The following is a 13,728-nucleotide window of genomic DNA, read 5'->3' as shown; positions in this document are numbered from 1 at the left end:
CATTTTAATTGTGTTTTAAAACAGGCAGCTTACAGCTGGCAGCATGTTAATCATCAACCCCCGGATGGACGCAGCAGCTACGGGAGGGCAAATGCCATGATTGAACCCGAGGGATTCTCCTTGGTACCGCCCACCGATACGGCCACGTACTGTTTGTTGCCAGCCATATAGGTGCAGGCCGTAGCATTGGCGACAGCCGGCAAAGTTGTTTTCCAGAGCAGTTTTCCCGTTTTTTTGTCAAATGCTCGCAGCTGGCGGTCATTGGTCCCCGAAATGAAAAGGAGACCGCCTGCCGTGACCATTGGCCCGGCCGAGCCTTCCTGGCCGGTTTCGTCTGCGCCTTTCAGCTGCCTTTTCTCATCATTTCCCAGTGGTATCTGCCAGGCATAGTCGCCCGTCGTGAGGTTTATGGCACTGAGTCTTCCCCAGGGCGGCGTAAGGGCAGGGTTCCCTTCGTGGTCCCGGAAGTAGCCATAGGCTGTGAGGTTCAGGTATTTGGCTGCTCCCTCACGCGTCCTGCCGTTTTCGAACTTGGTTACAGCGCTGCTGCTTTGCTGCTCCCTTTCAAACAAAAATGCCATGATCGCCTTTTCCTTCCCTTTGACCACACTGGCAAATGCAGGCATTTTCCCGCCGCCTTTCCTGATCTTGTCCAAAGCTGCTTCCCGCGTCATACGGCTGCGCAGCCCGATGAGTGAAGGATAGGTAGGTTCATCCCCGTTTTTGTCTTTGCCATGACAAGCCACGCAGTAGGTCATATACAACGATTTTCCTTGCTGCCATACCGACATATTCCCGGCTTCCTCATCTGCATCCACCTTTTTCATGGACTCTATTTCAGGCGATTCATTGGACCGGACGAAGAGCATGCCGCTTGCCGGATCGTAAGCTGCGCCGCCCCATTCCGCTCCGCCGCGTGAACCCGGCAGCATGAGTGTGCCTTTGAGGTCGGGAGGTGTAAACAACCCTTCATAGCGGAGGGAGCGGTAGCGTTTCACGAGCGTATCATGACCCGCATCTGTAAAGTGTGTCAGGTCTTTTTCAGACATGTACTGACGTGCAAAGGGCTTGGGAGCAAGGGGAAAAGGTTGTGTAGGCCAGGCTTCTTCCCCCGGAATATGCGACGCCGGAACTTTCCGCTCCTCGATCGGGAACAAAGGCTTGCCAGTTTCCCTGTCAAAAACAAAGATGAACCCATGCTTGGTTACCTGGGCTACGGCATCTACTTTTTTGCCTTCCCGCTCCACAGTCACCAGGTTGGGAGGCGCGGGCAAGTCATAGTCCCAGAGGTCGTGGTGCACTGTTTGAAAGTGCCATTTATAATGTCCCGTAGCAGCATCCAGTGCTACCACACTGTTGCCAAACAGATTCTGTCCCTTCCGGTCGGCGCCATAGTAGTCGTAAGTAGGGGAGCCCGTCGCCAGGAACACCATGCCACGGGCTGCATCCACGCTCATTCCGGCCCAGTCATTGGCACCTCCGGCATATTTGTATGCACCCTCCGGCCAGGTTTCGTAACCAGGCTCGCCGGGCAGGGGAATGGTATGGAACGTCCACACCAGCTTGCCTGTGCGGCAGTTATAAGCCCGGATGTAGCCCGGCTGTGCGCCATATAGTTCAGATACTTCCGCTCCCATGATCACCAGATCTTTGTACACAATTCCGGGCGAGGTGGGGATTACTGAAATCGTGGCGGGATCATCGCGCAATCCTATGTTCATGCTTACACGCCCATTTTTCCCAAACTCCGGGACCGGCCTGCCTGTTGCTGCATCCAGGGCAAACAGGTTATCACCACCGGTAACCAGGATACGCCTGTCGGTGCCGCTTTCCCAGTAAGTAACGCCCCGGCTTACACCGCCGCCCTCGGCCCCGTCAAATGGATCGAAGGCCCAAAGCTGCTTGCCCGTAGCTGCATTGACCGCGTACACCCAATGTTTGGCAGAAGTAGCATACATGACACCATCCACAATGATCGGGTTACATTCACTGCTTCCAGGCCTCGCACCCGACTTCATATCGTTGATGGAAAAAGCCCACGCAGGTTTCAGGCTTTGTACATTGGAAACATTGATCTGGCTGAGCGGGGAGGAACTGGTACTATGCGCATCGGCCTTGTAAATGCTCCACGTCCGTCCGTCTTCATCACGCAATTGATTCGCAACCATGCCGGTGAAAGCCGCCGCTGCAAGTATTACCAATGTATTTTTTTTGAGAAAAAGCTTTTGAAAGTATTGTAGCTGGGGCATAGGAAACATTTCCGGCGAAGGTGAAGCAAGCTTTAAACAAAGAAGAGTCAGAACAAAAAAGCCGCTGACATCCGCGTTTTACTACCTTATCTTTTTGCCCAATCGATGGCTGGGAGCTTCTGTTTGATGTGGTTGGATCTGGTAGATCTCTTTTTGTAATCTGGTATTGGTATTAGATGTGGAGCCAGTGAAATGCGGGTGTTTTCCACAGCACTCGCTTTGCTGATCTGCCTTGCCGACGCTTGCTGATTAAGTTTTCCAGAGACTTTTCCATATTCAATCCCAGCAGAAAACGACGCATTTTTTTTTCATGAAAAAACGAGGCATTAAAGCCTGGCGCAGGAGGCGATTCGAAACAAAAATCAATTTGCATCACGCCAGCTGATGCAGTGTTGGCACGGTTGTTTAAGAAACACTCTGCATAAGTGAGAAAATTCAAATCAACAACTAAAGAATAATTGTTATGAAAACCTTAAAAATGAACATCATGGCATTAGCGCTGACATTGTTCGGTGCAGGTGCTGCTTTTGCTCAGACATCTACGCCTGCTTCTTCGCCGTCCAGTACCGCGCCAGGTGCTACTACACAGCCTGCGGGCACACAACGTAGTACTACACAGCCGTCTACCGTACCGGGAAGTACAGTACAGCCATCCACATTGCCGGGTGCAAGCCAGCCAGGTACCACACCACGTACCTCGCCTTCGACCATGACGCCGAACTCGTCGACTACCACGCCATCGAATACGCTTCCAGAGTCAACAACACGTCCGGCAACAGAGCCAGGCATGAACCGTTCGTCAACACTGCCGGGAAGCACAACCCAGCCAAGCAGCCCGATGAATGACAACAATGGAACGACAACGCCATCGAGCACTACAACCCCAAATACCGGAACAGGAGCTCAGCCGACTGTACCAAACAGCGCAGGTTCGACAACTGGTCAACCAAATACTACCTCAGGTGGAACTTTGACCCCGGGTACATCGACAAGCAGCCCGACTTTACCTCCCAACAAGAAGTAATTTCTGGTAAGCATATAATAGAAAAGGCAGCCTCTGGGCTGCCTTTTTTGGTATCCGGTGATCCGCTACCTGCGCGGAGAACGTGCATTCCGGAAGCGCTGAAAGTACCTGAACAGAAAACTGTTCAGCCTGACAAAAACCAGCAGACCGATAAGGATCAGCACTGCATTAAGCTTGTAAGAAAATCCGGCAAATTGCTCGCTTCCGTCCAGTGACAGCCTGAACCGCAGCCACGAACGTTCTGCGGTTGTGGTTTTTTGGTCAAAAGGCAGCGCCTCATCGTAGATTACCCCGGTTACAAAATGCCCGGTAGTATCGATGTAGCCGTATTTATCATCAACTCGCACCATCGATACGCCATTGTTGTAGTAGGAGGCAAAGTCATATTTCAGCGGTGTGCGGATTTTTCCTGACTTATCAATGTGCCCGAACTTACCATTGATGGCTACCGCGGAGCGGTCCTCGGCGGTAAAGCCCGTAGCTTCGTCATACAGGAAGTTGATCCTTACCTTGCCCGTTTTGTCTATACAACCCCACTTTCCATTCTTTTTTACCCAAAATAACCCATTCGTAGGCTTGCGCGTTTCTTCAAACTGAAAAGGAACGATCAGGTCGCCGGTGTACGGACTTACGTAACCGAATTTGTTACCGTACTGCACACGCTCCATGCCCTGACCGGAGTACTTGTATGTAGGATCAATGCCATCCAGTGCCACCGGCACCCGCAGGATCATATGCTTATCAATGATCCCGTATTTTCCTTTGTAGTTGAAGTGGTAAATGCCCTTGGAACCCTGAATTTCTTTCTCATTATACCTGCTGAAATTCCAGTTGAGCAGGAAAAGATCGCCATCCCTCCACCAGATCACATCCTCGCGGCAATCGTGGCTGCACACGTGATCAACATTCGCCTTGGTAATCAGGAAATCGTCAGGATATTGTTCAACGGGAACTTCGTGTATGATTTTTCCGGACGTATCGAGGTAGGATATCCCGTATTGTTTGCCTTTGACATAAATCACCCAGGTTTTTCCTTTGTAAAAACGGTCGGTAGCCACGTATTTGGGCGGAATGACGACTTCTCCTTTCCGGTTAATAAAGCCATGCATTCCCCGTCCGGCTGCATCCGGTTCCTGGGGAACAAACTCGGCAAGTCCGTCGGCAAAGGGCCCGATGTCGCGGTAGGCGGGAGTCAGCTTGCGCCCGGCGCCATCAACCAGGTAAGTCTGGTAAGACCGGCAGGGAACATCCACTTTCTTAACTACATAAATGCCGTCATATTCCTGGGATTCATTGTACGCTGCCAGCCACGGCTTACCGCCGGACTGAGGAGGCATAGCATTGGCCACATGGATTAAAATAAGGAAGAGAAGCTTGCAGCTAAGGTAGTTACGGGCTTTCCGGCGCATGCTCGGAGACAGGTTTAGGAACAACGTTGACATTTCAGGATCAACGAATATAACCAACTACACCGTGTTCCGTAAGTTTTGTACAGATATTCTTCCGTTAAGGTTTGTTGAAAAAAGGCATTTGTGCTTCCTGCTGGCACAATTTTGACTGATACAGGGGAAACTAAAACATATCATACCATGCCACAAGTAGATAATCAGGATCCAAACGGAAAGGTAGAAGCCGGTGTTACACTGCACATTAAAGGTGCTGAGTCTGAAAATGATGCGACACTTGCGGTAGAGAATTACCTCAGGGTAAATAAAAAGGAAGAGCTTGAATTTGCGATCAAAGACGGCGGGGCCGAGGGCGATTACCTGGTTACGCTCGGCTGACCGGTCAACCCGTGTTTTTCCTGGTCCATCAATTCAAATTCCAACCGCGGATTGAACCAGTTGTTTCCTGAAACATCTGCAATGGCAACTACCTGCCCGTCTTCGGTGTGGGCGAGTACTTTCTGATTCTTCAGCAGGTCCCAGCTATCAGCCTTGCAAACCTGCATACACCGGAATAAAAATCTGCCCAGGTAGGGCGCATCACAGCGATCCCCACCGTGATAGCCACTCCTGAAAACCCGCTCGCCGCCGAACGCGTAATTTACACCCTTGATGTTCAGTTCGAGTTCGGCGGTGACAAAGTGTTCGTCATGTACATAAATGTGTACCGCTTTAATGGATCCAATTTCCATAGTGTTGATGCTGTTAAAAGGGTATTCCATTACAGATCAAGTCAGGGAGTATTGCCTTCACGAATGTAAATGATAAATTTCTTTGATGTAGTATTAATGCGCAATAAAAATTGCACTGATCTGCAAACGAGGAAAAACAGGTCCGCGGCAAACAAAATTGCCGTAAAATAGATCATACTAGACCTTGGTACGATCAAAACGTACCCGGAAAATTACAGTCCATCTTTCACGCAGAAGCTGGCTGTGAGGCGTGGAAGTTTGAAGAAAGTTTGAATAACTTCCTCAGACTAAACTGCTTCGCTGATGAGACTATTTATACTGCTGCTCCTTCTCTTTCATTTCCTGGGTGCGCATGCACAGGATTCTTCCGGTATGTTGCAGGAAGATATCGCTGCGCAGGAGCAAAAAAGCTATGAAGCCCGCGCAGAAAGTATGCACCGGGCTCTGCGCACTGCGGCTTCCGACAATTTTGATGTAACCTATTACCGGTGTGAGTGGAAGGTTGATCCTGCTATCCGTTACATTTCGGGAGCGGTTACCGTTTACTTTACCATGAAAACACCTGCCAGCTCCATCACGCTTGACCTGGCGAACGAGCTGACCGTTAACTCCGTTTCGCACGATGGTATGGCGCTCGCATTTACACACAGCGCTCAGGCATTACAGATCGACTTTCCCGGTACATTGCCGGCCGGCAGTACTGATTCTGTCCGCATTGTATATGAAGGTATACCGCCAGCGGCAGGCCTCGGATCGTTTGTGACTGCTCAGCACGGAGCGGCTCCGTCGCCAATGCCTGTACTCTGGACGCTGAGCGAGCCATTTGGCAGCCGCGACTGGTGGCCGTGCAAAAACGACCTGGACGATAAGGCCGACTCTGTCGATGTTTTTATTACTCACCCGGCTGCTTACAAGGCGGTCAGCAATGGTATGCTCCGCTCCGAACTGCCGGCAGGCGGCGGCGAGCTCATCACCCACTGGCAGCACCGCTACCCAATCGCCAGCTACCTCGTGTGCATGGCCGTGACCAACTACCGGATTACTGCCAGCCTTGTGGATGTTGGAGGCATGAGCGTGCCGGTACAAACATTCTACTATCCCGAAAGCGAGCCGGCATTTACGGCGGGTGTACAGGATGCGCTGGATGCCATGACTTTTTACGGCGGGCTGATCGGGGATTATCCGTTCAAAAATGAAAAGTACGGCCATGTACAGTTTGGCTGGAATGGCGGGATGGAGCATCAGACCTGTTCTTTTATGAATAATATGAGCGAGGGCCTGGTCACCCATGAGCTGGCGCATCAGTGGTTTGGCAATAAAGTAACATGCAGGAGTTGGGAGGATGTGTGGCTTCATGAGGGTTTTGCAACTTATATGGCAAGTATTTACCATGAAAACAAATACCCTGCTGATGCCGCAGCCAATCGTCAGGCACGCGTCAACCAGATCACTGCACTGCCCGGCGGATCGGTGCGGGTGGATGATGTAACCAGCACTTCGCGGATCTTCAGCAACCGCCTAAGCTACTTCAAAGGCTCCTACCTGCTGTATATGCTTCGCTGGATTTTGGGTGATAATGCATTTTACAACGGGTTGACGCAATACCTGAATGATCCCGCGCTGGCTTATGGTTATGCTGCCACCAGCGATCTGCAGGCACACCTCGAATTGGCCTCGGGGAGGGATCTTGATTACTTTTTTGATCAATGGTTTAATGGCCAGGGCTACCCGTCGTACCAGGTGGAGTGGTATCCGGCAGGTAATGCGGTGGAAATACGCCTGAGCCAAACCACGTCCCATCCCAGCGTAGGGTTTTTCCGGCTGCCGGTGCCGCTGCTGTTCCGCAACACGGTATCAGGCGAGCAAAAGCTGGTAGTACTCGACCATACGGCGAGCGGGCAGCTGTTCAAGCAGGTGCTGGGTTTTGTGGCGGATGAGGTTGTTTTTGATCCGGAAGTGTGGCTCCTGAGTGCTAATAACACCGTAACCAAAATGTCGGAATCGTTGCCCCTGGTATTCAGCAGTTTTGAGGTCCAATGCTTGAATGGAAATGCACACCTGACCTGGAAAACGGAAAACAAAGCAAATACTGGCATTTTTGAAGTGCAAGTCAGTAACGACGGGCTTGCATGGACTTCATTGGCGGCATTGGAGGCCGCCGGCTCTGGACAGCAGTTCTATACTTATGACGATGCACGTGCGGGCGATGGTGACAGGTACTATCGAGTTAAAGAAACCGATAAGGATGGGAAAGTCTATCATTCGCGTATGCACGCAGGCTGCGTGCCCCGGGTGAGTGCCATTTCAGTTTTCCCGAATCCTGTAAAAAACACGCTTTTTGTTAAAGGTTTGCCGAAGGGACAGGGCAATTTCAGGATGCGGATTCTTGATGGAAAAGGAGTTATGCAGCGCGCACAGGAAGTGATTTGGAAAGATCAGGTCGAAATAAAAACAGACGGCCTGAAGCCCGGTATTTACCTGCTCCACCTCACGGGCAGCCACGGAGAAGATGCCGGCACGTTCCGGTTTGCCAAAGAGTAGGATGGCGTGGTTTTTATGCATCTGAGGTTCAGAGATTAAACCGGCACAATCGCTGTAAACCGAAATGAATATGAACAAGACGCTGAAAGTCAGTATCGCATGCCTGCTGCTGGCATATCAAACCCTCGCACAGGAACCTGGTAAAAAGCAGGAAGAAGCGAAGACCCGCCAGATCGTATTCATTGCCGGTCCTGATAGTCATGGAAAAGGCGAGCATGAGCATAACGGAGGTTGTACACTGCTGGCAGCTGCCCTCAATGCGTACGGTCACGGCATCCATGCGGCGGTGTTACGCAATGCCTGGCCGCAGGACACCACGGTGCTGGACAAGGCTGACGCCATTGTCATTTATGCAGACGGTGGAGGAGATCAGCTGTTGATGAAGCATGCCGCGCATATAGATAAACTGGTGAAAAAAGGCGTAGGTCTGGCTGTGCTGCATTTTGCACTGGAGGTGCCCGAAGGTACGCAGGGCAACCATATGTTATCGTGGATCGGCGGGTACTTTGAGATCAACTGGTCGGTGAACCCCAGCTGGGTGGCGGAGTTCAAAACCTTGCCCGATCATCCGGTTACCCGGGGTGTTCAGCCATTTTCCATACAGGATGAATGGTACTATCATCTTCGTTTTCCTACTTCTAAAAGTGGCATAACCCCGGTGCTGGCTGCCGTGCCGCCAGCCGAAACATTGAACCGCCCGGACGGGACACATTCCAACAATGCAGGGGTGAGAAAGGATGTCCTCGAAGATAAAAAACCGCAAACACTGGCATGGGCATTTGACCGGCCGGGGCGGGGAAGGGGATTTGGGTTTACAGGCGGGCATTTTCATAAAAACTGGGGGAACGATAACTATCGCCGGCTCGTATTGAATGCCATCGTCTGGACAGCCGGTATGGATGTTCCGCCCGCCGGCATTCCTTCCGCAACGCCCACAGAAGATGAATTGAATGCATTGACCAAGCAGCTGAGGTAAAAGCATTGGGTATTTTTTGCTGTTCCGGGTTGCAATTCCAATTTCTTTAAACTTACTTTGTCTATCAAACTAGTAGATTATATCTGTTAACCACCAGCAGAAATAATCATTTTCATAACCGTTTTAATAATGATAACGATGAATACTTATTCTTCGAACTGCATTGGTGCAACTATGGTGGTCGCTTCTTTTTCATCCCTGAGTCCGGCCAGTTGTTGTTTCTGACGGAAGTCCTGCCTGAATTTATTACCTCTAACCGGCCTCACTCCGGCCTTATCATTCATAGCTAAAACAACATCATGAAAAGTGTAAAAGCAATACTTGCGGCTGCGGCGCTGCTTGTTTTTAACCAGACATTTGCCCAGGAATCACCCAATGAAGTAGTGATCACCGGCGTTCGCTTCGCCTATCCGCTGGTTGAAAAGTGGATCAGGGATTATAAGGCTGAAAATCCGCAGGCCAACCTGCGCATTGAAACGCGAACCATCACCGACCCTGCAAAATACGACCTGCTGATTGAAGCCTATGAGCAGGAAAAGGAAGTCAGGGAAACCCGCGAGTACATCTCCGTGGGCAGGTACGCCCTGCTGCCGATCGCCAATGCCAAGTCGGAGTTTGCCAAGGAATATGCGGATAAAGGGCTGAATGAGAAGACTTACAAGCAAATTTACTTTCACGACATTTATGCTGAGAAAGATAAAACACTGCCATCCAACTACACGATCTATACGCGTTTGCAAAAGGCCGGTGCCCCGCTGACGTTTGCACGCTACTTCGGGTATGTGCAGCAGAACATCAAAGGAAAAACCATTGCAGGAGCCGATGAGCACCTGATTAAGGCACTTTTAAAAGATGAAACCGGCGTAAGCTATACCACACCCGGCCTGGCTTACGACCTGCAAACCCGCCGGCCGGTGGAGGGGCTGACCATTATACCGGTTGACCTGGATGGAAACGGCCGGGTATCGAAAGAAGAAAAAGCACTGGATAACCTGGATCAGGTAATTGCCGCAGTAGAAGCTGACAAGATCAGGAACGTGCCGGTCGAGTACCTTCATTTTTCTATTGCAAAACAAAACTCCAATCCTGAGGCTAAGAAGTTTCTGCTTTGGGTGGCAGACCATGCCGATAAGGACCTTCACCAGTTTGGCTACCTGAAAGGTGAGCCCAAACGCCTCGCAGACGAAAAGCAAAAGCTTGAAAAGTTTGCTGCGGTTAAATAAGACGCAAATCCTGATTATTTCCTGGCGTATATGTCATGGCGGTAACTTCCGCCATGCCATTCCACGCGGGTTATTGCAAGTCTGTTATCTGCAGATACCACGTTAAAAAGCCTTTGCAGCCTGCAAAAACAAAACCCCCATGCATCCGCACGCACCATTGCGGACGAACCTGCCGGTACCAGGCTGTCCCCAAGCTACACTAACCAAGTGACGAGACTAAATCCGACAAAAAATGATTACAAATTACCTCAGACTTGCATTCTTCCTCTTCCTGCCGGCACTCACCCCGGCGCTGGCCCAGAAGAAACCCAATATCATTGTGATCCTTGCCGACGACCTCGGCTATGCAGATCTCGGTTGTTATGGGAGCGAAATACCAACTCCCAATCTGGACGCGCTGGCCAAAGGCGGAGTACGTTTTACAAACTTCTACAATACCGCCCGGTGCTGCCCCACCCGGGCGACCCTGCTCACGGGTGTATATGCCCACCAGGCCGGGATCGGGCACATGATGGACGATAAAGGTGCCGACCACCCAAGCTACCGCGGACAATTGAACCACCATGTGGTGACAATTGCGGAAGTGATGAATGGTGCCGGATACTTTACAGCGATGACGGGCAAGTGGCACGTTGGTCACCAACATGGCGTGTACCCGTGGAACCGCGGCTTCAAACGCTCGCTGAATGCACCTGCTGGTGGTTTTTACTATGCCGAAGGTCAGAATGCCAAGCTTTTTCTGAATGGTGAGGAAGTGACGACCAACTACGATAAGGTGCCAAAAGACTGGTACACGACGGATCTCTGGACAGATTTCGGGCTGCGTTTCATTGACGAGGCAGTGACCGAGAAAAAGCCGTTTATGCTCTATCTGGCCCACAATGCACCCCATTTTCCATTGCAGGCACCGGAGGAAGATATTGCAAGATTCAGGGGCAAATACCTGAAAGGTTACGAGCAACTGCGGCAGGAGCGCTACCAGAAGCAGCTGAAACTGGGTTTGATTGATCCATCCTGGAAACTTCCGCCCAGAAACCCGAATATTCCCCGGTGGGAAAGTCTGAGCGATGCTGAGAAAAAGCAGTATGATGATATGATGGCTATTTATGCAGCAGTCATCTATCGCCTGGATAAAAGCATAGGTGACCTGGTTGCCGGTCTCAAAAAAAGGGGTGTGTTTGACGACACGGTCATCCTGTTTGTATCGGACAATGGCGGCAATGCCGAGCCCGGGATTGAGGGAAAGTACGACGGCGACAAACCGGGCGATGCAAAATCAAATGTGTTTCTGGGACAGGGATGGGCTGAGGCCGCCTGCACGCCTTTCTGGGCTTACAAGCACCACACGCACGAGGGCGGTATTTCCTCTCCGGGCATCGTTTTATGGCCCAACGGAATTCCTGCGGCACGGAATGGAAAGTTCGAAAAAGAGCCTGCGCATATTGTTGATATCATGGCTACGCTGGTAGACCTGGGCGGTGCAAAATACCCGGAAACTTTCGACGGAAACAACATTCAGCCGCTCGAAGGCGCGAGCCTGAAACCTGCATTCACCGGTAAGCCGATCACCCGCAAAGCTCCCATTTTCTGGGAGCACGAAAACAACCGCGCGATCCTGGATGGCAAATGGAAGCTGGTAGCCGAGAAAACCGAAAAATGGCAGCTTTATGACATTGAAAAAGACCGCACCGAGCTCAATGACCAGTTTGACAAACAACCTGCAATAGCAAAAAAAATGGTGGAGCAGTACGAGTCGTGGTACAAGCGGGTAGGAGCAGAGGATTATGATAAAACGTTCAAGTGGTTTTACGACTATGAAAAGGCCAAAGCCGGAAAATGAAAACCTTCCAGGCACGATCAGGTTAGTTGTTTTATGAAAAGGAACAATGGTTAATCAACTGTAATGATGAAGAGAAAATACGCCCTTGCCGGGGCACTGGCCCTTTTGCTGGCGCAATGCCCGGCTCCTGAAAGCTACGCCGGAGACGGTCCTAAAAAGGCAAAGCAGCAGTACAATGTGTTGTTTATTGCCGTGGACGATCTAAACAACGACCTGGGATGTTACGGTAATACATTCGTCAAGTCGCCCAATATAGACCGGCTGGCCAGACGCGGGGTCAGGTTCGACAAGGCTTATACGCAGTTTCCGCTTTGCAGTCCGAGCCGCTCTTCCCTGCTTACGGGCCAACGGCCGGATGTTACGCGCATTTACGAACTGCAGACCCACTTCCGGCAGAACCTGCCCGACATTGTGACGCTGCCGCAATTGTTTAAGAACAACAATTATTACAGTGCAAGGGTTGGTAAAATATACCACTATGGTGTTCCGGGACAGATCGGTACGGATGGGCTGGATGATACCCTTTCGTGGCACCGCCGTGTAAATCCGCGCGGCCGCGACAAGGATGAAGAAGCATTGATTAAAAACCTGACACCCGATCGCGGGCTGGGCAGTGCGCTGGCATGGCGGGCTACCGAAGGTACGGATGAGGAGCAAACCGACGGAAAGGTGGCCAGCGAAGCCATCCGGATCCTGAATGAAAAGAAGGATGAACCGTTTTTCCTGGCAGTGGGATTTTACCGGCCGCACTCGCCGTATGTAGCGCCCAAAAAGTATTTTGATATGTACGAAGAAAGCAAAGTGCCGCTTGCACCTGAAAAGGAGGGCGACCTGGACGACATTCCCGAAGCTGCGCTTTTTACCAAGCCTGCGAATTGGGGATTATCGGTTGACCAGCGGAAAGAGGCGCTGCACGCATATTATGCCACGATCACCTTTATGGACGCGCAGGTAGGGCGGGTGCTCGACGAGCTCGACAGGCTCAAACTGACAGACAAGACAATTATTGTCCTCTGGAGTGACCACGGCTACAACGTAGGCCAGCACGGACAGTGGATGAAGCAGAGCCTTTTTGAAAATTCGGCCCGGGTTCCGCTGATCTTCTCAGTACCGGGTGGTACCAGGGGAAAATCTTCGTCGCGGACCGTGGAGTTGCTTGACATTTACCCCACACTCTCAGAGCTTTGCGGGCTTGATCCGGGACAAAAACTGCAGGGTTACAGCCTTACCCCATTACTGAAAAACCCGGCTGCAGCCTGGGACAAGCCTGCCTACACGCAGGTGCGGCGCGGCAATATTTTCGGTCGCAGCGTGCGTACGGAGCACTATCGCTACACCGAGTGGGATGAAGGCCGCGCCGGCATCGAACTATACGATCACGGCAGCGACCCCGACGAATTTACCAATCTGTACAAAAGTGACAAGTACACAGCTACGCTCAAAGAACTGGCTGGCCTGCTGAAAAAAGGGTATCCCCTCACCGCACAGTGATTGGTTTGGCCGGTTCAGCCGGATGAAAAACGATGGCACCTTTGCTGCCATGACTGGCTGGAATTGAGGAATGCACACCGGTATTGCACCTGTAACCAGGGTGCATGCCGGTGTGCAGCTGCTTATGGGAGAATGCATTGCGTTCATGCAACCCGTAAGGGGCATATTCATTGTTCCCGCTCATAATCAGGCTGTACTTACGCTCCTGGGGATTTTTCTCGGCTATCTTCCAGACACTTCAATTTTT

The 13,728-nt window shown here is 51.3% G+C and carries 11 protein-coding genes; 6 read left to right on the top strand and 5 right to left on the bottom strand.

Annotated elements, in window-relative coordinates:
- Positions 1-77: 77 nt before the first annotated feature.
- The 4 genes from HWI92_RS08780 to HWI92_RS08765 all read right to left on the bottom strand — a co-directional run bounded on the left by HWI92_RS08780 (position 78) and on the right by HWI92_RS08765 (position 4,682).
- Complete coding sequence (locus tag HWI92_RS08780) at positions 78-2,168, bottom strand: outer membrane protein assembly factor BamB family protein (RefSeq protein ID WP_229249172.1); 2,091 nt, start codon at positions 2,166-2,168, stop codon at positions 78-80.
- A gap of 253 nt (positions 2,169-2,421) precedes the next feature.
- Complete coding sequence (locus tag HWI92_RS08775; RefSeq protein ID WP_204662827.1) at positions 2,422-2,688, bottom strand: hypothetical protein; 267 nt, start codon at positions 2,686-2,688, stop codon at positions 2,422-2,424.
- 92 nt (positions 2,689-2,780) lie between these two features.
- Positions 2,781-3,125, bottom strand: a complete 345-nt coding sequence (locus HWI92_RS08770) for a hypothetical protein (RefSeq protein ID WP_204662825.1) — start codon at positions 3,123-3,125, stop codon at positions 2,781-2,783.
- Positions 3,126-3,338: 213 nt separating this feature from the next.
- On the bottom strand, positions 3,339-4,682 hold the full coding sequence (locus HWI92_RS08765) for a WG repeat-containing protein (RefSeq protein WP_204662823.1): 1,344 nt from the start codon (positions 4,680-4,682) through the stop codon (positions 3,339-3,341).
- A gap of 180 nt (positions 4,683-4,862) precedes the next feature.
- On the opposite strand from HWI92_RS08765, the gene HWI92_RS08760 reads away from it, so the two are divergent.
- Positions 4,863-5,057: a hypothetical protein gene (locus HWI92_RS08760; RefSeq protein WP_204662821.1), complete on the top strand. Its 195-nt coding sequence runs from the start codon at positions 4,863-4,865 to the stop codon at positions 5,055-5,057.
- Here HWI92_RS08760 and HWI92_RS08755 read toward each other — a convergent pair.
- Positions 5,036-5,410 (bottom strand): hypothetical protein, encoded by a 375-nt coding sequence (locus HWI92_RS08755; protein ID WP_204662819.1) that lies wholly within the window; start codon positions 5,408-5,410, stop codon positions 5,036-5,038. The two genes, HWI92_RS08760 and HWI92_RS08755, sit on opposite strands and share 22 nt — an antisense overlap.
- Before the next feature lie 303 nt (positions 5,411-5,713).
- On the opposite strand from HWI92_RS08755, the gene HWI92_RS08750 reads away from it, so the two are divergent.
- The 5 genes from HWI92_RS08750 (at position 5,714) to HWI92_RS08730 (ending at position 13,481) form a co-directional block, all read left to right on the top strand.
- Positions 5,714-7,951 (top strand): M1 family aminopeptidase, encoded by a 2,238-nt coding sequence (locus HWI92_RS08750; protein WP_204662817.1) that lies wholly within the window; start codon positions 5,714-5,716, stop codon positions 7,949-7,951.
- Positions 7,952-8,021: 70 nt separating this feature from the next.
- Positions 8,022-8,927: a ThuA domain-containing protein gene (locus HWI92_RS08745; RefSeq protein WP_204662815.1), complete on the top strand. Its 906-nt coding sequence runs from the start codon at positions 8,022-8,024 to the stop codon at positions 8,925-8,927.
- 299 nt (positions 8,928-9,226) lie between these two features.
- Complete coding sequence (locus tag HWI92_RS08740) at positions 9,227-10,150, top strand: hypothetical protein (protein WP_204662813.1); 924 nt, start codon at positions 9,227-9,229, stop codon at positions 10,148-10,150.
- 232 nt (positions 10,151-10,382) lie between these two features.
- Complete coding sequence (locus HWI92_RS08735; RefSeq protein WP_204662810.1) at positions 10,383-11,990, top strand: arylsulfatase; 1,608 nt, start codon at positions 10,383-10,385, stop codon at positions 11,988-11,990.
- Positions 11,991-12,053: 63 nt separating this feature from the next.
- Positions 12,054-13,481 (top strand): sulfatase, encoded by a 1,428-nt coding sequence (locus tag HWI92_RS08730; RefSeq protein ID WP_229249165.1) that lies wholly within the window; start codon positions 12,054-12,056, stop codon positions 13,479-13,481.
- Positions 13,482-13,728: the final 247 nt, after the last annotated feature.

It is taken from the genome of Dyadobacter sandarakinus, from assembly GCF_016894445.1.
GTDB lineage: Bacteria > Bacteroidota > Bacteroidia > Cytophagales > Spirosomataceae > Dyadobacter > Dyadobacter sandarakinus.
The sequence above is the reverse complement of the archived record's forward strand: the minus strand, read 5'-3'. Positions and strand labels throughout refer to the sequence as shown.